The sequence below is a fragment of the Microcoleus sp. PH2017_28_MFU_U_A genome (assembly GCF_020738035.1).
In the GTDB taxonomy this organism is placed as follows: domain Bacteria; phylum Cyanobacteriota; class Cyanobacteriia; order Cyanobacteriales; family Microcoleaceae; genus Microcoleus.
In genome coordinates this window covers 18,477-44,113 of sequence record NZ_JAEQCX010000029.1, presented here as the reverse complement: position 1 = coordinate 44,113, position 25,637 = coordinate 18,477, and the positions used below count along the sequence as shown (strand labels likewise).

The window sequence follows — 25,637 nt, the reverse complement described above, 5'->3', positions numbered from 1 at the left end:
GCTTAGTAGTTAAGTCCTCATTTTGCTTTAAGAGCGTGTTTCGGCAACTAAAAGTTTCAGTGGCAAATACATTAAGTCCCAAACTCCTCGGCCCTTCACTCTCCGAAGGCAGCCATCAAGATCTTTCCCTAGAGTCTACCCTCCAAGATTTGCCCCTGTATCAATTTCAGGTTAAATCGAGCTGCTTGGCCGTAGTAGTTGCCGAAATCTTTGAACAGAATCGCCCAATCCCGGGAGCCGTATTGATAGAAGCAGGAAAATTGGTCGGGATGATATCCCGCAGACAACTGCTGGAATATTTGCTCAAACCCCAAGGCCCCGAGCTATTTTTGCACTTACCGCTGAAGGTTCTCTACAGTTACGCTCGCGTCGAAATATTATTGCTTGCAGAGAGTACAACCATTTTGGCAGCGGCTCAACAAGCTCTGCGTCGATCGCCCGAATTGCAGTCAGAACCAATCGTAGTCCAAATCGACTCCCAATCTTACCGGCTCTTAGATCCTCACGCACTAAACATCGCCTACTGGCAAATTCGTGGCATAGAAACTCAAGTCCGCTACGAAAGAGCCCAAACTCAAATGATTCAAAGCGAAAAAATGGCCAGCTTAGGTCGTTTAGTCACCGGAGTAGCCCACGAAATTTTAGATCCGGTAGGCTTCATTTGGGGCAATTTAACCTACATCAGCGAATACAGCAAAAACTTAATGCAGTTGCTCTCAGTTTACGACGCGCACTGTACCAATCCCCCGCCAGAAATAGCACAGCTAAAAGAAGATATAGACTATGACTTTTTGCAAAACGATTTCCTCCGAACAGTTACCAGCATCAAAGCCGGAGCCGAACGTTTGAGGAAATTAGCAAGCAGTTTGCAAAACTTTTGCCACATCGACGATGTTTATCCCAAACCAGCCGACTTGCACGCCAACATAGATAGCATACTTTTGCTGCTCAAAAGTCGTTTGACCAGGGAAATCAGAGTAGTCAAAAACTACGGATACCTGCCGCCAGTTCAGTGCTATGCAGGACAGCTAAACCAAGTATTTATGAATATCTTGACCAATTCTATTAATACATTAATTAACGAAGCAGTCGGTCAAGAATTGGCGAAAGAGTTCAAAGGTGGAGTAATAAAAGACTTCGAGCGCCAGCCTCAAATTGAAATCACAACTCAAGTCTGCTGTCCCGAACCTGCGAGTGATTTGGATAAATTACACGTTCGCTGGGTTTCGATTCGCATAGCAGATAACGGCCCAGGAATGTCACCTAACAAGTACAATAAAATCTTAGAATCATTCTCTACCGAAAAACGCGCCCTCAAAGAAACGAGCTTAGCCGTTAGCTATCAAATAGTGACCGGCAAACACGGCGGCGCCTTCAGAATGCGATCGCAATTAGGCACCGGTACCGAATTTGAAATCTTGTTACCCTTAGCTTAAAGAAGTTATTAGTTATTAGTTATTAGTTATTAGTTATTGGTTATTGGTTATTGGTTATTGGTTATGAGTTATTAGTTATTGGTTGGTTCTAATAACCAATGCCCAATGCCCAATGCCCAATGCCCAATGCCCAATGCCCAATGCCCAATGCCCAATGCCCAATGCCCCATTCGCAATTACCTCTTACCATTATCTAACTGAGTGCCGCATATTTTACAGAATTTAGCATTAGCATCATGTACAGACCAACCGCAACCCGTACAAACAGTTTCTACCTGATTAGCACTTTTAACTAACTGCTTGATCAAATCCCCCAATTGCCAAGGAATCAGAGCAATCCCCGTCACAATCATCAAAATAGTCAGAAAACGACCAGATTCCGAAATCGGAGTAACATCACCGAATCCCACCGTAGTCATCGTCACAACCGAGAAATAAACAGCGTCCAAAAAAGTCCCAAAACCTTCAGGATTTTCGGGATGTTCAACTTGATAAATCAAACCAGAATAAACAAAAATTATCGCCAGCAAAGTAAACAGAATTCTGGAAAAAATCACTCCATCTTCGCTGCTGATGCGAAAAACAGAATTTTTCAATTCCAGAAAGCGGATGAGTCTAAGAATTCTAAACCAGCGAAAAATCCGAATAAAACTGACATTGACAAATCCAAAAAAGAATGGTAAAATCACCAGCAAATCGACGATAGAGAAAAAACTAAAAATAAACTTAATTTTATAGTCAGCGCACCAAAGTCGCAGTAAATACTCGACAGCAAAAACAACTAAAAGGGCGGTGTCGAGAGTTTGTAATTTGATTCTAACGGATTGGGAAATCGGATAAGTTTCAGCGATAAAGCTGGCGGAAGAGAGGAGAATTAGTCCGGTAATAATTAAACTAACGGTTCTCCCTGTGGGCGTTTCAATATCTTCTAGATAAAATGCAATTTGTTTCCGGTTTAACATAAATAATCTGTATTGTAGGCTGGGTAGGGACACAATATTGTTGTATCCTCTCTAACTAATAGCTTAAAATATTTAAAGCGCTAATTTCAAATATCAGGTAATTATTGAAGATGACTATCGAATTAACGAAGGGTGACAGATTTAATCTTTCTAAGGAAGCTCCTGATTTCAATAAAGTTGCGATCGCCCTGGGTTGGCAAGTCAGCCAGACAGCACAAAACTACGACATTGACGCATCTGTTTTCATGTTAGGCGCTGACGGTCGAATTCCCGATGAAAAATATTTTGTATTTTACAACAATTTGACATCGCCAGACGGCGCGGTGCGGCATTCGGGAGACAACACAACGGGACAAATCGAGGGAGATGACGAGACGGTTTATGTGGATTTGAGTCTGATCGATGCTGCTGTTGAGGAAATTGTGTTTGTTGTTACCATTCACGAGGGACAGGCAAATAATCAAAATTTTAGTCAAGTCAGAAATTCGTTTATCCGGCTTTACAATCTCAAGACTGGTAGCGAACTGGTTCGGTATAATTTAAAAGAGGTTTTTTTGCAAGAAACGGCTTTAGAGTTTGGACGTTTGTACAGAAAGAATGGTGAATGGAGATTTCAGGCTGTAGGACAAGGATATAATGCTGGATTGCAAAGTTTTGTGGACAAGTATCATGTTGAGAATGCGGTTGATAAAAGCTCGAATGCTGGTGGGAAGGTTGATGATGCTGAGGTTTTGAGGCGTTTTTGCGATCGGGTGGATAAGCAATTGCAGGAAGTGGCTGCGGGAGAGTCTGTTGCTAATCCTGTGAATGCGGATAATGTGGAAGTAGATGGGGATGTAGATAGTTCAGTTCAAGAAAGTCAGGAACCGGCACTGACTGCTGAGGAATTTTGGCGGCGGTGTAGAGACGGAGAACGAGATTTTACAGGCGTTAACTTAGCAGGAGTGGATTTGAGCGGAAAAATTCTGGAATCTCCCATTAGTTTCAGTCAAGCAAACCTGAGTAATGCCAACCTGAGTAATGCCAACCTAGTCAAGGCAAACTTGATTGGAGCTAACCTGCAAGAGTCAAACTTAAGCTCAACCAATCTGCAACAAGCTGATTTGATAGAGGCAAAGTTAAGCAGTGCGAATCTAACTAAGGCAAAATTGGAGTATGCAAAACTGATTCAAGCGAATCTCCGTCAAGCAATATTAAGCGATGCAAACTTCACAGGAGCAAACCTCACAGGGGCAAATCTCAGTGGAGCAAACTTAACAGGGGCAAATTTTGCGGCTGCTAACCTAACTGCTACCAATCTAAATAGTGCTAACCTAACTTCTGCCAATCTAAATAGTGCTAATTTGGCAGGAGCAGATTTAAGCAAATCAAATCTAAACAACGCAAGCCTAAGTGCTACTAATCTGACAGGCGTTGAATTGACAGGTGTAAGTTTTATGGGAGTAGACCTTACGAACGTTAACTTGAAGGTCGCTAACCTCACAGGTGTAAGCTTTGTTGGAGCTAACTTGAAGAGAGCTAACCTCAGAGGTCTTGACCTGAGAGGTGTTAATCTTATTGGGGTAAGTTTGGTCGGATTAACCCTAGATAGCATCAACTTGAGCGGGCAAAACTTAAGGTGGTTCAATCTATGTGGAACTAGCTTGAGTGGTGTCAATTTGAGTGAAGCCGATCTAACTTCAGCAGACTTGCGCGGGGCAAACTTGACAATGGCAAACCTAGAGAAAGCTAATCTGAAGGAGGCTAATTTGGCGGGAGCAAACTTAACAGGAGCAAAGATGGAAGGTGCAAAACTAACGGGCGCAATTATGCCAGACGGCAGAACTTACAAGAGAACTCGCAAATAAATTAATGTGTGTAATAAAAACTTCAATCCTTATATTTCTGGAGTGACGCATTGCGACTAAAGAAACCGGGTTTTTTGCCGAATCTGTCGCCCCAAACCCATATTTTCGCGAAAAAACCCGGTTTCTGGCCCCTGTACTGGATTTAAGCACTGCGACTCTGAGAAACCGGGTTTTTTGCCGAATCTGCGGGCTGAAACGAAATATCTCGAAAAAACCCGGTTTCTGGCCTGAGCGCGTAAGTCGCTCTATTTGTCTTGTTCCATTAGTTTGGTGAGAATTCTAAAAATACGATCGCACTCTGAAGAAGCCTTGCGAACTTTCTCAGCATCCAACATTTCTAACAGCTTGGAAGCGTGCTGTATCTTTTGATATTCGCCTTTCGATTTTGTGTCGCGGGTAGCTGCTTTCATACTTGGTTCTAACAAATCCTTTTCAATCATCTCTACATTCCTATTTTTAGGAATCGCATTTTCTTTAAATCCCTGCCCCTAAAATCTTTTCAAAGTATCAATATCAGCAATCAACCAAGCTTCCATCGCTTGAACCATCAGATAGCAATGAGTGTCATCCACCCCAGGCGAATCCCAATTATCCCTCGACTTCAAATGCTCCCAAGGCGACTGCTTTACAGGTGCTTCTGAGTCAACTAAAAGGATGACAAAGGCATTTGGGTGATCTTCCAAAGCATTCTTAAAATTCCTGAAAGCATGATTCCTAGAACCGCAGAGAATGATCTGCCACTTGATTTTCTTGCTTTGGGCAACCTGCACCAGTTCTTTGAAAAAACTGCTAAATCCTTGTCGGAGCAATTGCTTTGTATTCTTGCCATCGCCGCCACCTTCGATGTAAATGCGAACCTCCTTTACCATCGGTTTCCCCCGATTTCTCCCATCCGCCAGAGGTCTCCCAAACTGTAATTCTCAAGCCATTTTTTTAGTCGTTCTGGATCGAGACGCCTCAGGTGACTTCCTCTATCATCTCGATCGCATATTAACACAGACTCAGGACTCAGCGCCGACACTAAAGCATCGGAATGAGTTGTCACAATCAATTGCGTGCGCTGTGAAGCTTCGATTAGCATTTCAGCAATCGCAGGCAAAATGTCGGGATGCAAGCCAATCTCCGGTTCTTCAATACAGATAAGTGGCGGTGGAGTTGGATCTAGGAGTAAAGCTATTAAGAATAAATAACGCAGCGTACCGTCTGATAAACGGGTTGCGGGAATTGGCTGAATCAATCCGGTTTCGCGGATAAATATCTGGACAGTACCGCCATAAATCTTGATACTCAGTTCTTCGGCTGCATCGTAAAATATTTTTAATTTTTCAATAATCTGCCTGCTTCCTAATTGATACTGTAAGTTGTTTAAAACCAGTCCTAAGTTGCCACCATCTTCTAAAAGTGGATGTTCCGGCAAATCAGTTTGTTGAGCTTTTCTCGATACTGAATCTCTCCCTGTCTGCCAGTTACGATATAAACCTATTTGGGAAAATGTATTACCCAGATATGATAGCTCTGGATATTGTTCTGGATCTTTTCTTTGAGATAAGATTGATTGATCGGGAATGATGTCTTCTCGCCGCAGAGTCCGCAACTTTCTTGTTTGCTCGTTGTCCTCTGTAACGTTGATAACTGGGCGTCCCCAATTATTATGACGGTAATAAAAAAATGGCTCGCTTTCTGAACTATAGCGCGGTTCCATATCTTCTATAGCTTCGTCCACTACCTCAAGTCTCTGACCGGATGTGGTAAAACTAATCTGATAGCGCAGTGGCATCGCTCGTTCTGGGTAATCTAAAATAGCCTCAATTTTTGCTGTAGGAATACCTTTTTCACCTTTCCACAAAAAATCGCTGATGCCTCCGCCTTGACGGATCGGAGCAGGTAAGTCTGTAGGTGTTGCCTTCAACACTCCCATCGCTTCGATTAAGTTAGACTTGCCCGATGCGTTAGTACCGATCAACACGTTTAATGGTTGCAGTTCAATTGTTTCCCCCTCACTTCCATAGGAAAGGAAGTTTTGCAGTTGCAGGGAGTGAATAAATTTCTTGCCTTCCACCTTGTCCTCCTAGGCGAATTCTCAACTATTATACATTGCGAATGCTTTCGTTTTTAGTGTTGAATTAAGTAAGTCTCAAAACTAAAATGTTTGTAGTAAGGACTGAAGTCCTTAAAAATAGAAGGACTGAAGTCCTCACTACGAACCTGACTGCGAACATGAAAATACGATCGCCCTTCCCCCCTTTCCCCCTCTTCCCCTCTCTCTTCCTTCGCGACAAGAGTGCTTACGCGCGGCGCAAGCCTAACACGTCTTCGCGGTTCAATCCTCGTCATCCCAGTCCTTCGCGCATCTCTGTGCCATTACAATAGGTTCAGGAAAAAATCTTTACACATAAGAACTCATGCAGCTCAAGTCCACCACCCGCCATATTCGCATATACACCGCCATCCTCGAAGACAACGAACTCGTACCCAGCAACGACCTTTTGACGATCGACATTGACCCAGATAACGAACTCAACTGGAACGACGAGTCAGTCAAACAGGTATATGCCAAATTTGACCAACTCGTAGACTCCTACGAGGGCGAAGACTTGACGGAATACAACCTCCGCCGCATCGGTTCGGAATTGGAACACTTGGTGCGATCGTTCTTACAAAAAGGCCAAATCAGCTACAACCTCAACAGCCGCGCTGTCAACTACAGCATGGGACTTCCTCAAGTTGATGCCAAAATTCACCTCTAAGGGGAGACGGGGAGACGGGGAGACGGGGAGATTAAAAAAATCTTCCCTCTTCCTTCTTCCTAATGACTAATGACTGCTGACTAATGACAACTGACAACTGACAACTGACAACCGACAACTGACCGAAATCATCCAGGATACAAGCCCCCGGATTCATCCGTGGAGAAATAAAAAACCTGTATCCGATGAAACTTGCCCCCCGAATTTATCCGTGGGGTCAATGCTTCAATCTAAAATTCTTCAATCTAAAATCTAAAATCGATTGACCGAAGAAATGGGTACAAGCCCCGTCCTTCCTGGACGGCTTTCAAGTCTTAGTCAAGCAGAATCAAAAGCTTCATCGAGGATTCTGAATAAATACATATCCGTTTATTCAGAGGAAGGCTAGAATGGTTTTATGCTGAATTTAACCTACGAGTACAAACTCATTCCGACCGACGCGCAGCGCGAAACCTTCGACCAGTGGCTTGATATTTGCCGCAAGGTCTACAACTTTGCATTGCGTGAGCGAAAAGATTGGGTTAACTCCCGTAAGTGCGATGTTGATTCATGCAGCATCAAGCAGGAGTACATCATCACGAATGATGCACCCCGACCCACTTTTGCTCGTCAGTGCAAAACACTCTTCGAGGCAAAGAAATCAATCCCTGAATTGAAGCTGCCTCATACCCATGTCTTGCAGCAAGTGTTGCGTCAACTCGAAGCAGCGTTTGTCGCAATGTGGGAACGGGGTCACGGTTTCCCTAGATTCAAAAAAAGGATGAGATCGTTTGTCTTTCCGCAACTGAATTTAGAATCCGTGAAACGATTCGATGGTGAGGATTGGGTCAATCTTCCTAAGATTGGTTTGGTCAAAATGCACTTGTCGCGTCCCATTCCTGATGGCTTTGAGGTCAAGCAAATTCGTGTTGTGAAACGCGCATCTGGCTACTATGCGATGCTCACGTTGCAGTGCGATGTCGAAGTCCCTCAAGTTTCACCATCAGGTCACGGACTAGGCATTGATTTGGGGTTGGAACATTTTCTAGCAACGTCTGATGGTGAGTTGATTGATAGACCTCGATTCTTTGTGGATGGACAACGCAAGCTGAAATTGCTGCAACGTCAACGGTCGCGCAAGAAAAAGGGTTCTAGAAAATTTCGTCAACTCCAACATCAAATTGCTAATCATCACGAATACATCTCGAATAGCCGCAAGGACTTTCATTTCAAAACCGCTCATCATCTATGCGACCAAGCGCAGACTGTGTTTGCTGAGGACTTGAATCTCAAAGCGATGTCAGCCGGAATGCTCCGCAAGCACACTCTGGATGCAGGGTTTGGACAGTTCCTCAACCTCTTGAATCATGTTTGTTTCAAGAGGGGTGCATACTTTGCTAAGGTCAATCCTAATGGAACAAGTCAAACTTGTCCTAGATGCCAGACGCACACAGGCAAGAAGGAACTGTCTGAACGGATGCACAAATGCCCTGAGTGTGGGTTTGAAACGAATCGAGATGTAGCAGCCGCGCAAGTGGTTTTGCAACGTGGATATACAGCGGTGGGACACATCGCAGTGAATTTTGGGGAGGGCAAGTAGCATGAGCTATCCTGATGAACCAAGAATCCCCAAGCTGCAAGGCAGGGGAGTTGTCAATAGATCAATCTTCCTCACTCCCCACCGTTTCTGCGTCTTTCCCGCTCTTCTTGGGAGTTACCGCACAATTGGGATCGCGCTGCAAAAACTGTTTTACCGCAACTTGGCGGTTGGTCATAAACTGACCCCAAGCGCCCGGAAATAGCCCATCCAAGGTTTCCACCAGCGCCCATACCTCAAGATTCATCACTTGGTAATAAAAACCGTGAGAATGCTTAATCTTAGTCAGCATTTCGTCTACCTCGACGGTCGGGAGCAGCTTCGGATCGGGCAAATTCTCGGGAATGGTACTGGACTCTTGTACGGGCATGGTTAGTAACTCAACAGCTTGCAGAGGCCGATCGATTTTAAATTTGAGATTTTAGATTTTAGATTGATACCACAGATGAATCTGGGGGCTTGAACTAATATCTAATTTTTTGTGCTGCTTGCGACTCCTGTCGGGGGCTGGCATCGGTATGCGGGTAACGTTAAATTTAACTAGACAGGCGAAACTCAGGCACTAGGCACCGATCGCCCTTCGCGACAAAAGTGAGAATTGATACTTATTTATACCTGCTGGCTCAGGGGACTTCTACGTACCTGCATCCTAGCATTACAGTCAGTTCAAAGTCTCTATTCCCGCTCAAAGTCGCGATTGCTTCGTCCATTGGCACGATCGGGAATATGCTAAAAACATCGCGCCCTTCAGCTTCCTGACTTCGGTTCCGTCGCGCCTGAGTCAAGCTATGAAAGCCGATCGCCAGATTTATCCGAGCGCCCACAAAATGGTAGACTGTTTTTGTCAGTACAAGACATTAAAACTAACTGCTGGACTGGGGGAAAGTCACGCCTAAAACATTATCTGGAGAAATCACAGAGCACCGAAAAGTGCTAGCTTGGTGAGCCTAGGAACCTGAAAAATCAGGAGATTAGCACTGTAAAGTCTTAAGAGTCCCCGCGTGCTGAGAAAGCGGGGGTGTAAAATAATCGCCACGTATCAACCCATCGAGGTTCAAGCGCTAGAATAGTTCAGATCAGCACTGGGCCCAAAGGCGTCAGGAACCCTTATGCAAAACTCTGTGCCAAAACACTATTTGTGGGCTGTAGGTGAAGGGATCAAAGCTTGTAAGCCGGGCGATCTGATCGCGGGTCGCTATTTGCTCAAGCGCGATCGACTTCTTGTCGATACTCAACCGGAACAGTTGCCGGAAATGCCCGAAGAGATTCCGAGTTCGATCGCTCCTTATCTGAGACTGTTTGCCTATCAGTTGCACGTACCTCAAGTATACGGACTGGTATCGTCCCGGCTCAGCAAGCTCTCGGGAGATATCTGGCTGCTGGAAAACGCACCTATTTTAAAGGTGACGGAATCATTAATGCCGGAATTGGCGGACACCTGGAAAGGGGCCGCCGCCATGCGACAGCTCAATTGGCTGTGGCAAATTGCCAAAGTTTGGCAGCCGTTTATCGCTCAGGGCGTGGCTGCGACGCTGCTGACTCCGGAACTGCTACGGGTGGAAGGGCAATTAGTTCGGTTTTTGGAATTGCAGCCCGATCCCAAACCGCCTAGTTTGTCGCAATTGGGCAAATTGTGGCAGCAGTGGATCGATGATGCTCACCCCGCAATCGCCAATTTTTTGCGACAGCTTTGCCAGCAAATGGTGGCCGGTCAAGTGCGCCACGGCGAACAACTGATGGGCCAATTGGATAAAGCTTTGGCAAAATGCGGCCGATTTTACGATCGGACTGTGGAAATTGCCACGGGCACGGATGTCGGTAGAGCGCGGGCTCACAACGAAGATGCTTGCTATCCGCCCGATGGTACGGTGTTTGCCGGAATTCCGGGATCGGAAGCTTGTGCGATCGTCTGTGACGGTATCGGCGGACAAGACGGCGGCGAAGTCGCTTCGGAATTGGCGATTACTGTGCTGCGGGACAAGTTGCTGCAAATGCCCCTGCATCAAGCTAATTGGGACCCGCTGAGCCTGACTTCCAAGCTGGAACGGGCAGCTTGTGCTGCTAACGACAAAATAGCGGGTCGCAACGACACGGAACACCGCCAAGGCCGCCAGCGCATGGGTACTACCCTGGTGATGGCTTTAGCGCACATTCACGAGCTCTATGTCGCCCACGTGGGAGACAGTCGGGCTTACTGGATTACCCGCACCGGCTGCTATCAAGTTACTCTCGATGACGATGTGGCTTGCCGCGAGGTACGTTTGGGCTACTCCCTCTATCGGGATGCTTTGGAACAAGTGGCCGCCGGAGCTCTGATTCAAGCTTTGGGCATTACTTCTTCCAACACTCTGCACCCGACGGTGCAACGTTTTCCGGTGGATGAGGATTGCGTTTTGCTGCTGTGCTCCGACGGTTTGAGCGATAAAGACCGGGTTGAGCAATGTTGGGAAGAGGAGATTTTGCCGATTCTCGACGGTAGCATTACTGTGGCGAAGGCGCGCGATCGACTGATCGAGATTGCTAATACTAGAAACGGTCACGATAATGTCACTGTAGCTTTGATTCACTGTCAAGCACATTTGAGGGAAGAAAGCAATACTTTGACAGAATTGTCTGTCGCACCTTTAGAAGTGCCGATGGAACTAATTGCTGACAGCGAGGATATGCCAACCGATTTGACGGAAAGCCCCAGCCTTAGCGATACGAATTCTGAAGTGAAAACGCAGTTAGTACGATCGCCCGACAAAGGCAAAAGTCTATTTACGCTGCTGGTAAAAATAGTATTTTTGTTGGGTTTGGGGGGTGTATTTGCTTATTTTTTCATTCCTCCGGTGGGTCGGGCGATCGATACTGCCGGGGAGTCGCTTTTCGGTAAACGCCGTTTAACTAATCCTATAAACGGGTCGGGGAAAATAGTTGAATCTGCACCTACTGCGAGCAAGTCTTTAGAAAAAGGCACGTTTATAGAGATTAAAAGTTCTGGGACTGGGGAATTGGATCCATTGGGCGATCGCTTGAATTTGCGAGTCGCCATCGGTGACTCGCCCATTAAGGGAACAGTCCCCGCGGGCAGCATTTTGCAGGTAACAAACAAACAGCTTACGCCTCAAGGCAACTGGCTGGAATTGAAAGTTTGTTCTATTCCTGAAATAGGGCGATCGAACTCTCCCAAGCCCAAGTTAAATAAGGATTTTTCTAATGTTTCAACACCAGCAGTCAGTCCATCTCCGGCGGTAGCAAGTTCCTCGCCATCTCCGGCGGTAGCAAGTTCCTCGCCATCTCCGGCGGTAGCAAGTTCCTCGCCATCTCCCACGGTTAAACCAACAGTGGGAGTAGAAAGCGCCAAATTGCAAGCGGGGGAAATCGGATGGATTCAAGAACAAGATGCTGTTTCTCAGATAGCAACTAATCCGAGTCCCAACCCGAATCAACAGGGGAAATGCGCTGTTGCTTCTGACTCAAATCCCAAAACTAATTAAACTGTTAAGGCTGGAGTTTCAGTTGACAGTTGACAGTTGACAGTTGACAGTTGACAGCTTGAGGGCTACCTCTCCATAAAAGGAAGAGGATTGAAATAGTGAATAATTTTGTTTTATTTCCCACCTAAAAGGAGGAGGCTTTAAACCCATTCTTCTTGGTAATCTTTTTCTAAAAGATGAGGTGTTCGACGGTAATGCTAAATAGTAATTGGTAATTCGTAATTCCTTGTGCCTGTTAGCTTTGTCAGTTTTCTGGAGATAAAGACGCTCTTCGTACTATCAACCAGTCACAAAAATTGTCATACTTCATGGAGAGTGAGAAAAGCTATGTGTTGAGCAGATTTGATGAAGTTACCAATAAATATTACATGGATCGAGCCGATTTCACTAACAATCTTTCATTGATATCCACAATATCTATAAAGCGCCCCCAGCGAGCGAAAAAACTTTCTAACAGGCAATTGAACCGACATGATATGAAATAATTTTAGATTTTAGATTTTAGATTTAATTATGCCAAATCTAAAATCTAAAATACTTTTAAACTTCTTATCCTAATTTCTTAGAGACTTCTGCAAGTTTAGTTACCATTTGGGCTACGGCTTTGTCAACTGCTGCGCTCAAAAGTCCATCTTCATTGCTACTCCCGGAATTGCCGCCAACGCCTCTGACAGAAAAACTCGAATCGCTTTGATCTGCTTCTCCTAGTGCTTTTGCCGTGGCCAGAATATCTCCGGAAGCTGTTCCGATTAACCGCACGTCTATTTGCACAGTAGCTTTGGTTTTTTGGGAACCGCCACCGATACCCATGAAACTGCCGCCGCCGGATTGTTTGTCGATATTAAACTTGGTAATGGTGCCGATGAGTACGGCGTCAACTCCTAGTTTTTTGCCAATTTCGGCTGCGGTGCCGGCATCCATTGAACCGCTGCGATTTTCTTGTTTGAGGACTTGTTCGAGTTTGCTGCGATCGACTACTGTGTAAGTGCCATTGTTAACGAGTTCGTTGATTAGCAGTTCGCTGATGCCTTTGGCTGCGCCGACTCCTCTGTAGGAACTGTAATAGCTGTTGGTGGTGCCGTAGTCGAAGTCCATGACGACGAGGCGCTTTTTGGCGGTAGCTTGGGCTAGTTGGGTTGCGGGTTTGATGTTGGCTGGTGTGGCGATCGCATTTACTGAAACGCCGACTAGCATGAGCGTAGCTAGGGAAATGCTGGTTAAGCGAGATATGGTGGTTGTTTTCATAAAGCTTTCCTCACAATGGTTTTGTTCCGACTCTAGAATAGTGCACGGAACCGCCGGATGTCAGGGTTGCGGGTGATTAATGTTGGTGTGGGCGATCGGGTTTTACTTTATTCTGACGCTAAAAATCTTTAATTTTTGTTAATTAACGGCAGATAAAAATAGAAACTGAGCAAGACTTTGATCAATGTTTCAATCCCTAATATTCGATACTTTCTTAGGATCGCGAATTAAATAATTTACACAAGCTTGTGGGATGGGCGTGCCGCCCGTCTATAAAGAACGGGCGGGACGCCCATCCCACAATCATTAAAATTATAAGTTATTTAATTCTTATTTATTACCAGAAAGAATTGGTTTAAAGCCCGAAGCCCGATCGGGGAAAAATTAAAAGAAGACGATTCATTACTCCAATCCTCGGACTTCCATGTCAACTGTCAACTGTCAACTGTCAACTGTCAACTGTCAACTGAATGAAGCCCCAGCCTCCAAAAAACCCATCAACCAATTAGCCATCGTCGCCCTGCGAGTCTGTCTCGGCCCGAATTCCCCAATCTTATAGCCCTTAAATCCCAATTTTTCCTTCAGCAACTGCTTGTTTTCTGGAAGAGTCGATCGCGTCAATTTCACCGTCGCAGGCCTAGAATCAATAAAATCCGGCGGTTCCGGATAATCTTCGCGCCACTCGCTAGCAACATCAGCGCTATTCCACTTACCAGTCTCCGCATCAAAGCGGTAGCCTAGATACAGCCAAACTAATTGGTTGACAGCAGCATCGTCCATTTCTTCGTTGAGGATAGCCCAAATAGTTTCGTTGTTCAGCGGTGGCAGTTCAGACATAATTCGAGTTGGAGTGCGATCGACAATAACAACAATTTAACCCATGGCGGTCTACCCAGATGGTAGGTTCGGCGCGGGAAAATCTCGATTTATTCGTGTTCGCATTCGATCGCCCCGCCGAACCACCCTACAATACTACTTACCCAAAATTCCGTCCTTCTCGGCCATCGAGATCATCAAATCAATGACGCGGTTAGAATAACCCCACTCGTTGTCATACCAGGAAACGACCTTAAAAAACTTAGAATTCAGTTCAATACCCGCACCTGCATCAAAAATGCTCGATCGGGCATCGCCCTGAAAATCCGTCGAAACCACCGCATCCTCAGTATATCCAAGAATACCTTTCAGTTCGCCAAGAGAAGCTTTCTTCATAGCTTCGCAAATTTCTTTATAGCTAGTTTCCTTCCCCGTTTTGAAAGTAAGGTCAACCACAGACACATCTGGAGTCGGCACACGCAAAGCCATACCCGTCAATTTTCCCTTCAATTCCGGCAACACCAAACTAACAGCTTTCGCCGCACCAGTCGAAGAAGGAATAATATTTTGAGCCGCACCGCGTCCTCCCCGCCAATCTTTTTGGCTGGGCCCGTCTACAGTTGGCTGAGTAGAAGTCATCGCGTGAACAGTCGTCATCAAACCTTCTTCCAAACCAAAATTATCATTAATAACTTTGGCAATTGGTGCTAGACAATTAGTAGTGCAGCTAGCATTAGAAACAACAGTATCTGTGGCCGGGTCAAATTTGTGGTGGTTGACGCCTACTAGAAAAGTTGGAACTTTTTCTGGATCTTTAGTCGGTGCGGAAAGTATTACTCGTTTTGCTCCCGCCGTCAAATGTTTTGAACCGCCGTCAAAATCAGTAAACAATCCGGTAGATTCTACAACATAATCCGCACCAGCTTTACCCCAAGGCAATTCAGTCGGATTTCTAATCGAAGTGCAGGGAATAAAACGTCCGTCAACGACAATCCCGTCTGGTTTCCCTTCAACTTCGCCGTCATAAATACCGTGGGTAGAGTCGTATTTGAAAAGATAAGCCAGGTTTTCTGGCGAAACTAAGTCGTTAATACCGACAAATTCGATGTTCGGGTTTTTGATGCCGGCACGCATGACTAGCCGTCCGATGCGACCAAATCCGTTGATGCCGACTTTTAATGCAGCCATGTTTAAACTCCTATTGAAAATATCGCTAGTCGATCGCGCGATAGCCTGTTGTGGCTTAGAATTTACCACGCTAACGGATTTGGGCTACTGATTCTTTTCTATATCTTAAGAATTCTGAATTTGGTGCGGGCGGCGAAATGCAATTAATCCTGAAATGACCGCTGGCTAATGACCGATCGCTGATGATTTTAAAATTGTAAAATTGCTATAATCAACACAGATTTTTATCACATTATCGTTGATTAAATTACTCTAAATTAATTAAAAAAAACTTATGTAAAAGCTCAATCCGATTTTATGTAGGAGCAATGGCCGATTTTGATAATGTGAAATGGCTATATAGCGTTTCTCAGAAAGATGAGGTATGCCGAGGTATGCTGCAACCCTTATAGTATCAAGCTTTCGATCGCAAAATGGGCACCTCACTTTTCAGAGAAAGGCTATATAGCGGTTCTCAGAAAAATGAGGTATGTTGTTGGGCTTCAGCCCTCTTAGTTTAAGAGTTATGTGGGCTGTCAGTTATACCTCATCTTTTTGAGAAAGGCTATATATTCAGAAACCCGGTTTATTAAATAAACCGGGTTTCTAATGACAGTTGGTAGTTGGCAGTTGGCAATTGTTATTTGTTATTTTTGAATATAGCGATTCTCAGAAAAATGAGGTATGACTGGCGGCTTGTATAACCGCTTAGACGTATAGGGCCCAAGCCCAACAACGTACCTCATCTTTTTGACAAAGACTATATCTGCCAATAATCAGTAACTACTTACTAATAACTACTGACTACAGTCAACAGTCAACAGTCAACAGTCAACAGTCAACAGTCAACAGTCAACTGACTACCCAACGCACTTAGTAGTGAGCAATTCCACTGCATCCGAAATAAAACAAGCCCCACCAAACTTATTTAGCACCGGTCTAATATTTTCTGCAACTGCCGATATTTTATCGGGCTCGCAGAAAGCCAGCACATAAATATTATCCAGCATACTCATTGCTAAATCGTCCGATTTGCGTCCCCTAGTGGTTTTGCCGGCGACACCGCGAATCACCGAATAACCAGGGACGCCAGCTTTGTCTAAACCGTCTAAAATCTTTGGGAGCTCCACCGAGTTCGCAAAAATTTCTATCCTTTTAACTGCGTCCATAAGTTCACATCCAAAACATATTGATTGCGTATAAATACATGGGAATGCCTACAACGATGTTAAACGGAAACGTCACTGCTAAGGCTGTTGAAATGTAAAGGCTGGGGTTAGCTTCGGGAACTGTCAGCCGCATTGCTGCTGGTACTGCGATGTAAGAAGCACTCGCACACAATACCGAAAATAACAGGCTATCTCCCTGCGGCATTCCGATTAATTTTGCTATCAGTAAACCAACTGCTGCATTAACTATAGGAATTAGGATTGCAAAGGCGATCAGGAAAATTCCTGTTTCTTGCAAATCTTTAATTCTGCTAGCAGCAACCAGACCCATGTCTAGCAAGAAAAAAGTCAGAACCCCGTAAAACAAATCTTGAGTAAACGGACTCATAACTTCCCAACCGTGTTCTCCTGTCAGAATGCCCATAATGAGGCTGCCGACTAGCAGAAAAACTGAACTGTTGAGGAAGGCTTCTTGCAGCACTTCTGACCAAACTATTTCGCGTTTTCCTTCCTCTCCACCGAAGACACTTACCAGAATTAGACCGACGATAATTGCAGGGGATTCCATTAATGCTAGCGCTGCTACCATGTAACCGTCAAAGTCGATTCCTAGTTCTTTGAGGAAGGAAGTTGCGGTGATAAAGGTGACGGCGCTGATGGAACCGTAGGTGGCTGCGATCGCCGCGGCATTGTAGGAGTCGAGTTTGATCTTCAGTATGAAGAAAGTATAAACTGGTACTAGCGCTGACATCAGCATCGCTGCGAAGATTGTCAGGGCGACTTGCTGGTTGATTCCGCTTCGGGACAGTTCGACGCCGCCTTTAAATCCGATCGCAAACAGCAGGTACAGCGAAAACAGTTTCGGGATGGGCGCAGGAATTTCTAAGTCAGATTTTAGGAAAATCGCCAGCATTCCCATGAAAAATGCTAATACTGGTGGATTTAAGATATTTGACGCTACGAGGCTTAAATCCACGATCGTTCACTCCCATTTCTGATTTTTTTAATATTACTTCACAAATAATTGTTACACGAGAATGGATCAATGGTGCGATCGAACTCTGGGAATGGCGATATATATTCCTAAAGACGGTTGCAGGTTGGCAGCGTACACCTACAACAACAGAGTAAGGTGTGCGCTGCCAACCCGCAGCCTAAGTATTTTTCCCTAACTAAGCAGTTGCCAAATAAGACTCTAGAGCTTCGGAACCGCCGATCAACTTGCCGTCGATAAACACTTGCGGCACGGTTGTAGCGCCAGTCACCGCCCGGAGCGATCGGGTTGTGACATCCCGGCCCAAGACGATTTCTTCATAATCCAAGCCCTTTTCAGTCAGCATTTTCTTAGCCTTGGCGCAGAAAGGACAGCCCATTTTTGTAAACAGCGAAACTACCTTCGGCTTAGCTGCTGCGGAGTTGATGTAGTGCAGCATCGTCTCGGCATCGGAAACCTTGAAAGGGTCGCCCGGTTCCTCCGGTTCAATAAACATTTTTTCAACCAAGCCATCTTTGACTACCATCGAATAACGCCAAGACCGCTTCCCAAAGCCTAAATCAGTTTTATCTACCAGCATTCCCATGCCTTCGGTAAACTCACCGTTACCGTCGGGAATTAACGTCACATTGTCTGATTCTTGGTCTTTTGCCCACTCGTTCATTACAAAAGTGTCGTTGACGGAAATACAAACGATTTCATCTACGCCATTTGCTTTGAAAACTTTGGCCAATTCGTTGTAGCCAGGGAGGTGCGTTGACGAACAAGTGGGAGTAAAAGCTCCCGGCAGAGAAAACACTGCTACAGTTTTGCCTGCAAACAAATCATCGGTGGTGACATCCACCCACTCGTTGTCCTTGCGAGTGCGAAACGTGACTTTGGGTACTCTTTGACCTTCGTGGTTCGTCAGCATGATTTTGAATCCTTCGGTACTTGGGTTAAATTCCTTTGCTTGTTATAGCGTACTCATAACGAGTATGACTTGTCAAGGGCAGTGGGTTTTTTCTTGGGACTGCTGGGTGCGCGCGAGTCAGTTGCTCGTCTTTGCGACAGCTTGGCGATCGAGCAGGGTGCATCTGGCTTTTGGCAAATATGTTTGTAGGGGCGAAGCATGACCGTAGTCAATATGGGATGATAACTAATAACTTATATGCGGTCATGCTTCGCCCTCTTCAAAGGTGAGATGCACCCATGGATAAGATTGAAAAATTGCTGTTTAGGAATGAAAATTAAATAACTTACATTTTTTATTGTTCTTGTGGGATGGGCGTCCCGCCCGTCCAGAAAGGACGGGCGGGACGCCCATCCCACAAATATGTGTAAATTATTTAATTCGCGATCCTTAGTTCGATCGCAAATTTCGCCTCCATGCCTTTGCTGCTGCTAGCGGGTGAGGATTTTTGACACATTCTGTCAACATCTCGATATCAAGTTCTGGTAGCAATTCGCTGTTTGCGATCAATTCATAACCGCAGTTTGATACAAACTCAACCGGAATCTCTTCTCGCAAATGGTAGATCGAAAATCTCTCATTTCGCCAGAACCAAACCTCTCGCACATTCAACCTTCTGTAGAGTTCTAGTTTATTGATGCTGCCACTGGTAACAATCACTTCAATTACCAAGTCGGGAAATTCTTTATCTGTGCCAATACAGTAAGCTTCATCCGGTTCCGTACCGCCACTTTTTTCCTCTTGCCGCAGAGTTGTAGACCCAAAAGGGAAATATTCAATGTCAGCTTCTACAAAATAAATTTCCAGCAAATTCCCAATGCGAGTTTTACCATTTTCATGGCGACGAGAAGGTGACATAATTTCTAAAAGCCCATCTAAATAAGTAACTCGATATCCCGCAGCATCTCCAATTCGATTTAGCACTGTATCGTATTCTTCCCAGTTCACCCTATCCGTGATGTAGCGCTCTTCAGGATCTTGGCGTTGGAGTGCTTGTTGTTTAAGTAATGTATCTAGCTCGATTGTCAGCATTAGTATTACCTCCTTACAAGTTGTTCTAATTTTAGCAGACGGCGGTTAAAACCGCATCTACACAAACGATGTCTGCCTCCGCAGACTGAAGAGAACAACCCAAATTTAATCGCCTTTTATTCAACCTGCGGAGGCAGGTTTTGTTTTTATAGACGCGGTTTCAACCGCCGTGTTATCTTATTCCCAATCAAATTTTCTCCCCAAATAGTCCTCTAATTCCTGATTGTAAGGTTGAAAATAATCGCTCAACAGTTTGCGAACTGACTCATTTACCCGCTGATAAGAACCAGGATTAGCATTTTGATATTCAGATAATTGATATTCCGGCAACTCTAAAAATGCTAAAACTTGCTGTACAGTCGCCGCCGCACCTGCATACAAATCTTCGCTTTGCAAAACTAACAACTGTTCTCGGGGGAAGAAAGCCAGCCAATTTTTAATAAATTCTATATACCTACCGCGAGCTAAGTAATTCCCAGGTTCCTCGCCGATGATGTATTCTGGGTTTTGATTCAGCCGTTCGATTTCGTCGCTAATTGCCCGATCGAGCGATCGCCCTTCCCAGTTTAGGCCCTTTAAGCGGTAAAAATGAGAAATCGCGCGATCGACCGGATTTCGCAACAGCACAATCAGCTTTACCTCTGGACACGCGCTGTAGAGACGTTCCGGCGCTTCCCGAAAATCAAAATAGCTCGGACTTGCCTCACCCGTTATAAATTCCCCTCCCTGTGGCATTGGGGGAAAATGGGCCCAATACCAATCAATCCCTCTGTGGAAGTGCCAGGAGAAAAAATCCATCTCCTTTTTAATTGGAGTCAAAATTTGCGGGTGTTCAGCTAAATAAGTGTACAGAGAAGTCGTCCCGCAGCGCTGAGAACCAATAATTATAAACTTAGGAAATTTGACTGGTTTTAAGTTCCAATTTTGTGGCACAGGCATCTTGCCTGTCTCTGTATTTTGTGGCACAGGCATCTTGCCTGTCTCCATATTTTGTGGCACAGGCATCTTGCCTGTCTCTGTATTTTCTGCCACAGCTACATTGCTTGTTCTTTTATTAATAACAGATGCAAAAATTTGTTTGTAACTGACAGTTTGATAACAGCTAATCGCCTCAGCAATTTTGCCTTGCCTCGTCAAAACTTCTCCCAAATTCAAATAAGGCCAAAAAGCCTCCGGTTGAGCATCAACAACTTCTCGGCAAAAGTTCTCAACTCGATCCAGCTTGTTTTGCTGAATCAAAACTTCCCACAAATTGTAATAAAACCACCAAGGAAGATCGGGATTTATTGCCATTGCTTGCAAAAATGCCGCCGCCGCTTCCTCCCCATATTTTTGCTGGCTCAAAACCGCACCTAAATTGTAATAAGACCAGCAATCATCCGGTTTTTGGGCGACTGTGGCGCGGGCTGAGGCTAAAAGGCGATCGCACTCGATGGCTTCGCTAACGCACTTTTGCTGCTCCTGTAACAACCGCTCCAAATCTGCTGATGACACCCCACAATCTGGGATAATTGTCAAGATTGTTTGGTAAATAATTGTTGCGCTTTTTGGGCGATCGCGCTTTGCTAAATTCTTTCCTAACTGTAAATAAAACTGCAAATTTTCCGGTGTAACTTGCAATTGAAATTGTTGTGATAATGACTTTGAGTCAGACTTTGTTTGTCCGAGAGCATATCCAAGCTTCTCGTAAATTCCCGGCAAATTTCCGTCAATTTGAATAGCTTTTAAATACGCGACAATAGCTTCATCCCACTCTTTAAGTTTAGTTAAAGCGTTGGCTAAATTGTAAAAAGACCAAGCAAAATCTGAGTTGAGTGCAATCTCGCAGCGGTAAGCAGCGACAGCATTCTCCCAGCATTCGAGTTTCAGTAAAGCATCACCCAAATTATGATAAGACCACGAAAAATCTGGATTTAACTCAACAGCTTTTTTGTACGCCGCGACAGCATCCTCCCAGCGTTCTAGTTTCAACAAAACATCGCCCAAACTGTGATGAGACCACGAAAAATCTGGATTTAATTCAACAGCTTTGCGGTAAGCAGCAACAGCATCATTAAACTCACCGCTTTCTTGCAGGGAATTGCCCAACTTGTGGTAATCGTGACTATTCATGCACAACTCCTGCAATATTCATTAACTTCTCTAGCGAGTTCATATCCACCCGCATATCTTTATGTCCCGAATATTTATGAGTTTGGTCATCAAACAATTCAGCAATTAAATAGTAATGTTCCAACTCACATAAATTACTAATAGTCCAAAAACAAGTTGGCACATAAATCGGAGAAAAAATCTCAATTACTTTAGTTCCCGGAGTGCAGAAAACTAAATTAGTCAATCCACCTCCGTGGGGTGCGACAACTACCTCAGCCGCAGCCAAACAGGCTGCTTGTTCCGCTACCGACATCATTTCTAACTTAACTGTACTAAACCCAATTTTTTCTAGATAGGCGACAACCTCTTCGTCATTGACTATTCGCCGATAGGATGCTCGATTTCGACTGATATAAATTCGTTTTGAATATTTTGTATTTTGGGAATTATCTTGATTTAAAAATATTCGTTTCAGATATTCGCATTTCCATTTAGAGGTTCCCGAAGCACCATCACAAATTGAAGGAACTATTAATTTGTCCGCTGTAAAGTGTTGCTGGTAGCGACTTTCTAAAATTTTATCTAGTGGAATTCCTAAAGTATTTAAACTTTCTTTTTCATAAGACAAATCGCAAGCATTGATAACAAACTTATCAATAGTGTCTATCAATCCGCAGCGCTGCAAAAGCTCGAACCGTGTAACCACATCAAACATCCAATGAAAATAAGCTGCGCCTCCCCAGCGAGCGGATAAAAAAGCTACATTTCCCTCGATGTGTTCGACGGGAGACAATTTGTCGGATGTTATTACCAACTCAGGACAACCCATTGAAATATCGGTGACAAGTTTATTGTCTGAAGTGATGACGGCGGTAGTAGCAATATCTGCCCAAGCTCGTCCTTTTGGTATGGCAGCAACAAAAGATTTTTTGATATAAAATATTTCATCTTTCCAGCATTTGCTGTTGGTGTGGATTGTTTTGGAGTCAGATAAATTGATTTCACTTGCAGGATAGATGTCTGTGCAAGTAATCCCTGGATCTGAGTCTGCTGCAATCACTAAATCATCTGTAAATCCACAGTATTTTTTGAGAAAACTTAACGGCAAAAAATTATAGCCAAGTTTGAGGAGGTCGGCTTCATTCACTTCTCCTTTTTGTTCTAAAGCATATGTTAGATGATAGTAAACTCCAAACAAATCGGGTTTGATTTGCAGGGTTTTAACAAAATTAGATATTGCCCTATCCCACTGCTGTTGTACCATTAAACTCAAACCCAATCCTTCGTAACACCAACAGGATTTTGGATCTATATTGATGCCTTGCTCGTAAATTGCGATCGCCCTTTCGAGTTCCCCTTGCTCCCGCAGCGCATCGCCCAGCTTCTTGTACAGCCAACTGTGCTCGGGTTCTAGCTCAACAGCACGAGCAAAAGCAACCGCTGCTTCTGACCAATTTTCTAGTGATTCCAGAACTTCCCCCAAACTATTGTACAGCCAACAATCATCGGGATTTAATTCAATAGCTTTGCGGTAAGCCGCGGCCGCCTCTTCCCAATTTTCCACTGCAATTAAAGCCTTGCCCAACCTGTCGTAAGACCAACAAAAATCGGGATTTAACTCAATTAACTTGCGGTAACTAACAACAGCCTCCTCCCACTCAGAAAGCTCCATCAGCACATCGCCTAAATTGTTGTAAGTCCAACAAAAATTTGGATTTAATTCAATGGCTTTGCGGTAAGCAGCAGCAGCTTCGCCGTATTGCTCAATCACCTGCCAAGTTTCGCCCAAAAAGTGGTAAGACCAGCTAAAATTAGGGTTGAGTGCGATCGCCTGTTGGTAAGCCGCCGCACCTCGCTCGAACATTTCTTTTTCTTGCAAACTTTTGCCCAACTTGTGGTAAGTTGAGTAGTTGCCAGACTTAATTTTAATAGCTGTTTGATACCGTTCGATCGCCTCATCCACATAACCTGCATCTGCCGCAATATTCCCCAACTTTTCCCAACCCAGAGACAAAAGAGTTTGCTCCTCGCCCAAACTTTCATTGCCGATTTTTTTAACAATCAGTTGATAGCCTTTGTGGACTAATTTTAACTGACTTCCAAACATCTCCAGAAAAACATCAATGCCGATTTTAGTATCTTGCTCCGGGCTGTCGGGAAACGTAAACTGATAATCGTCAAAAATCATCAATCCCCCAACTTTCACCAACCTCCAAGATAAAATCGCATCTTGCAGAGCGCTGGTGGGTTTGTGACAGCCGTCAACGTAAGCAATATCGTAAAATTCTGAATCCAAGTTTACTAATAAATCTTGAGAGTAACCTTCCAATTCAATTACCTTCTCACCAACCCCCGTTTTAACAATATTGCCCTTAAAAGTTTCTTGAAAATATAAATCGATGCAAGTGATTTTGGCAGTCTGATGAGTTAAAATATTATCTAGCAGCCAGCAAGCCGACATTCCTTGAAAACTACCGATTTCCACCACTTGAAAATCTGCAATTCCTGTAAGCGGCTGCAAGTGCCGTTGCCAAATAGGAATATTGTGGGTAAACCAATCTTGAGTAAATTGATAATCTTTCTGTGCACACTCAGGCCAACCCCTCAATGCGCTCGCTTGTTGATGGCAAACGATCGCTTCTTCCAATTCCCCTAATTGCGGTAAAATATTGCCTAAATCATTGTAAGCCTTAGAATTAGTCGGATCGATCGCAATTTGGCTGCGGTAATTAGCAATTTGTACGTATAACTCCTGTTGTTGCGCGCGAACTTCCTTGAGTTGCGCGACAACTTCCGCAGCATTGGGTTCAATCTGCACGGCCATGCTATAAAATACGATCGCACCTTCGAGCTGCTTCTGTTTCGCTAAACTATTGCCTAAATTTATAAAAAAATCAGCTCCATCTAACTCAATTTTTAGCAATTTATGGAAAAATTCCCCGCTACCAAGTGCCTCAATACCTTGACAGAAAGTTGCGATTGTGCTGTCTAACCCCGATTCACTGCGCTTCCGCAAAACATATCCCAACCTCTGATTAATTCCTCTCAAATTAGGTTCAAGTTGAATCGCGCGCAGGAAAGCAGCAACAGCTTCATCCCAGGATTTTTCGCAGGTTAAGGCAATTCCCAAATTGCAATAAAACCAAGGAATATCTGAATTTAGTTCGATCGCTTTGCGGTAGGAAATAACAGCTTCTTGCCACAGCTTTTTGTGAGCAAAAGCTTCTCCTAGATAATTATGCGCCCAATAGGAATTATTATTAATTGCCAGAGTCTGGCGGTAACATTGAATAGCTTCATCAAACTCACCTTTCTGCACAAAAACATTGCCCAAACCAAGGTAAGCACGAGCATAATTAGGATTGAGTTCAATGCTTTTGCGGTAACAGGCGATCGCCCGATCGCCTTCTCCTCGCTCTGCCCAAGTTTGACCCAAGCTGTGGTAAGATTCAAAAGAATCTGGATTGATGGCAATGGCTTGTCGGTAATTGGCGATCGCCTCATCCCACCGTTTCTGTGCGACCAGCATTTCGCCCATATTGTGATAAGCTGTTGCCAGTTGCGGGTCTAGTTCAATTGCCTGCGAATAACACTCAGTAGCGCGATCGAGCTTTCCCAATTCAACTAAACTATTTCCCAGAGTGACGTATTCCTCAGCCGTTGCCCAATTTGGCTCGATCTTGAAAGCTTGATACCAACAGTCTGCCGCCTGTGCTCGCCGATCCAACTGCATCCAAATTTTCGCCAACAGCCGATAAGCCGCGGCAAAATTCGGTGCTAGGGCGATCGCTTTTTCACAACTTGCGATCGCCTTTTCCCACTGTTTTCCTTGAGAATACAAACTGCCTAGATTAGCATACACTTCCGGCAAATTCGGATTGCGATCCAGTGCCGCTTCATACCACTGTTTAGCCTGCTCGACTTCACCTTGAACCTGCATTACCTTCCCAAGTGTCTGACAAGCCACCGCCAAATTCGGTTCAATTTTCAGCGCTGACTCGCAAGCAGCAACTGCCTCATTCAACCTTCCTTCAACCAAATAAACTTCTGCTTGCCGATTCAAATCAACCGCTGCTTTTTCCATCTTCTCAATCGAGGGCATAAATAAACTTACTCCAGAC

At 44.6% G+C, this 25,637-nt stretch carries 20 protein-coding genes; 5 read left to right on the top strand and 15 right to left on the bottom strand.

Translation table 11 applies throughout. The features are described 5' to 3' along the window. Window positions 1-59 precede the first annotated feature (59 nt). The gene (locus JGK14_RS04285) at window positions 60-1,436 is read left to right on the top strand and encodes a sensor histidine kinase (protein ID WP_293204398.1); all 1,377 of its coding nucleotides are present in this window, start codon (window positions 60-62) and stop codon (window positions 1,434-1,436) included. A gap of 176 nt (window positions 1,437-1,612) precedes the next feature. Here JGK14_RS04285 and JGK14_RS04280 read toward each other — a convergent pair whose 3' ends face one another. Continuing rightward, entirely contained in the window at window positions 1,613-2,398 is a 786-nt protein-coding gene (locus tag JGK14_RS04280; RefSeq protein ID WP_293175420.1) for an ion transporter, read from the bottom strand. A gap of 110 nt (window positions 2,399-2,508) precedes the next feature. Here JGK14_RS04280 and JGK14_RS04275 point away from each other — a divergent pair, with 110 nt between their 5' ends. Beyond that, a complete protein-coding gene (locus JGK14_RS04275; protein WP_325314799.1) occupies window positions 2,509-4,245 on the top strand; it encodes a pentapeptide repeat-containing protein in 1,737 nt (578 codons plus the stop codon). A 245-nt stretch (window positions 4,246-4,490) separates the two neighbouring features. Here JGK14_RS04275 and JGK14_RS33975 read toward each other — a convergent pair whose 3' ends face one another. From JGK14_RS33975 to JGK14_RS04265, 3 genes are read right to left on the bottom strand one after another with little or no spacing between them, the layout of a single operon-like run. Then, window positions 4,491-4,685, bottom strand: coding sequence for a hypothetical protein (locus tag JGK14_RS33975; RefSeq protein ID WP_442921425.1), 195 nt, complete (start codon window positions 4,683-4,685; stop codon window positions 4,491-4,493). Between the two features lie 48 nt (window positions 4,686-4,733). Continuing rightward, the gene (locus tag JGK14_RS33970; protein ID WP_442921424.1) at window positions 4,734-5,114 is read right to left on the bottom strand and encodes a DUF4276 family protein; all 381 of its coding nucleotides are present in this window, start codon (window positions 5,112-5,114) and stop codon (window positions 4,734-4,736) included. Then, window positions 5,108-6,304 (bottom strand): AAA family ATPase, encoded by a 1,197-nt coding sequence (locus JGK14_RS04265; RefSeq protein WP_293325143.1) that lies wholly within the window; start codon window positions 6,302-6,304, stop codon window positions 5,108-5,110. Before JGK14_RS04265 ends, JGK14_RS33970 begins: the two co-directional genes overlap by 7 nt. 343 nt (window positions 6,305-6,647) lie before the next feature. Here JGK14_RS04265 and JGK14_RS04260 point away from each other — a divergent pair, with 343 nt between their 5' ends. After that, window positions 6,648-6,992 (top strand): NAD(P)H-quinone oxidoreductase subunit M, encoded by a 345-nt coding sequence (locus JGK14_RS04260; protein ID WP_293175428.1) that lies wholly within the window; start codon window positions 6,648-6,650, stop codon window positions 6,990-6,992. Window positions 6,993-7,389: 397 nt separating this feature from the next. Beyond that, window positions 7,390-8,571: an RNA-guided endonuclease InsQ/TnpB family protein gene (locus JGK14_RS04255; RefSeq protein ID WP_293175430.1), complete on the top strand. Its 1,182-nt coding sequence runs from the start codon at window positions 7,390-7,392 to the stop codon at window positions 8,569-8,571. A 61-nt stretch (window positions 8,572-8,632) separates the two neighbouring features. Here JGK14_RS04255 and JGK14_RS04250 read toward each other — a convergent pair whose 3' ends face one another. Together JGK14_RS04250 and JGK14_RS04245 are read right to left on the bottom strand one after the other, a co-directional pair. Further along, window positions 8,633-8,938: a hypothetical protein gene (locus JGK14_RS04250; RefSeq protein ID WP_293189496.1), complete on the bottom strand. Its 306-nt coding sequence runs from the start codon at window positions 8,936-8,938 to the stop codon at window positions 8,633-8,635. A 253-nt stretch (window positions 8,939-9,191) separates the two neighbouring features. Next, a complete protein-coding gene (locus JGK14_RS04245; protein ID WP_293175434.1) occupies window positions 9,192-9,392 on the bottom strand; it encodes a hypothetical protein in 201 nt (66 codons plus the stop codon). Between the two features lie 285 nt (window positions 9,393-9,677). On the opposite strand from JGK14_RS04245, the gene JGK14_RS04240 reads away from it, so the two are divergent. Continuing rightward, entirely contained in the window at window positions 9,678-12,047 is a 2,370-nt protein-coding gene (locus tag JGK14_RS04240; protein ID WP_293189497.1) for a PP2C family protein-serine/threonine phosphatase, read from the top strand. A gap of 549 nt (window positions 12,048-12,596) precedes the next feature. On the opposite strand, the gene JGK14_RS04235 is transcribed toward JGK14_RS04240, so the two are convergent. The 9 genes from JGK14_RS04235 to JGK14_RS04195 form a co-directional block, all read right to left on the bottom strand. Further along, complete coding sequence (locus JGK14_RS04235; RefSeq protein ID WP_293175438.1) at window positions 12,597-13,292, bottom strand: CsgG/HfaB family protein; 696 nt, start codon at window positions 13,290-13,292, stop codon at window positions 12,597-12,599. 462 nt (window positions 13,293-13,754) lie between these two features. Further along, window positions 13,755-14,129 (bottom strand): DUF1823 family protein, encoded by a 375-nt coding sequence (locus JGK14_RS04230; RefSeq protein WP_293189498.1) that lies wholly within the window; start codon window positions 14,127-14,129, stop codon window positions 13,755-13,757. Between the two features lie 135 nt (window positions 14,130-14,264). Continuing rightward, a complete protein-coding gene (gene gap, locus JGK14_RS04225; protein WP_293175471.1) occupies window positions 14,265-15,296 on the bottom strand; it encodes a type I glyceraldehyde-3-phosphate dehydrogenase in 1,032 nt (343 codons plus the stop codon). 839 nt (window positions 15,297-16,135) lie between these two features. Then, window positions 16,136-16,444, bottom strand: coding sequence for a P-II family nitrogen regulator (locus JGK14_RS04220; protein WP_293153759.1), 309 nt, complete (start codon window positions 16,442-16,444; stop codon window positions 16,136-16,138). Between the two features lie 4 nt (window positions 16,445-16,448). After that, complete coding sequence (locus tag JGK14_RS04215) at window positions 16,449-17,420, bottom strand: sodium-dependent bicarbonate transport family permease (RefSeq protein WP_293153762.1); 972 nt, start codon at window positions 17,418-17,420, stop codon at window positions 16,449-16,451. A gap of 196 nt (window positions 17,421-17,616) precedes the next feature. Further along, window positions 17,617-18,351 (bottom strand): glutathione peroxidase, encoded by a 735-nt coding sequence (locus JGK14_RS04210; protein ID WP_293175442.1) that lies wholly within the window; start codon window positions 18,349-18,351, stop codon window positions 17,617-17,619. A gap of 429 nt (window positions 18,352-18,780) precedes the next feature. Continuing rightward, window positions 18,781-19,422 (bottom strand): Uma2 family endonuclease, encoded by a 642-nt coding sequence (locus JGK14_RS04205; RefSeq protein ID WP_293175444.1) that lies wholly within the window; start codon window positions 19,420-19,422, stop codon window positions 18,781-18,783. 177 nt (window positions 19,423-19,599) lie between these two features. Further along, window positions 19,600-21,534 (bottom strand): tetratricopeptide repeat-containing sulfotransferase family protein, encoded by a 1,935-nt coding sequence (locus JGK14_RS04200; protein WP_325314798.1) that lies wholly within the window; start codon window positions 21,532-21,534, stop codon window positions 19,600-19,602. Continuing rightward, window positions 21,527-25,618 carry a tetratricopeptide repeat protein gene (locus JGK14_RS04195; protein WP_325314797.1) on the bottom strand — a complete coding sequence of 1,364 codons (4,092 nt, stop codon included), beginning with the start codon at window positions 25,616-25,618 and terminating at the stop codon, window positions 21,527-21,529. Before JGK14_RS04195 ends, JGK14_RS04200 begins: the two co-directional genes overlap by 8 nt. Window positions 25,619-25,637: the final 19 nt, after the last annotated feature.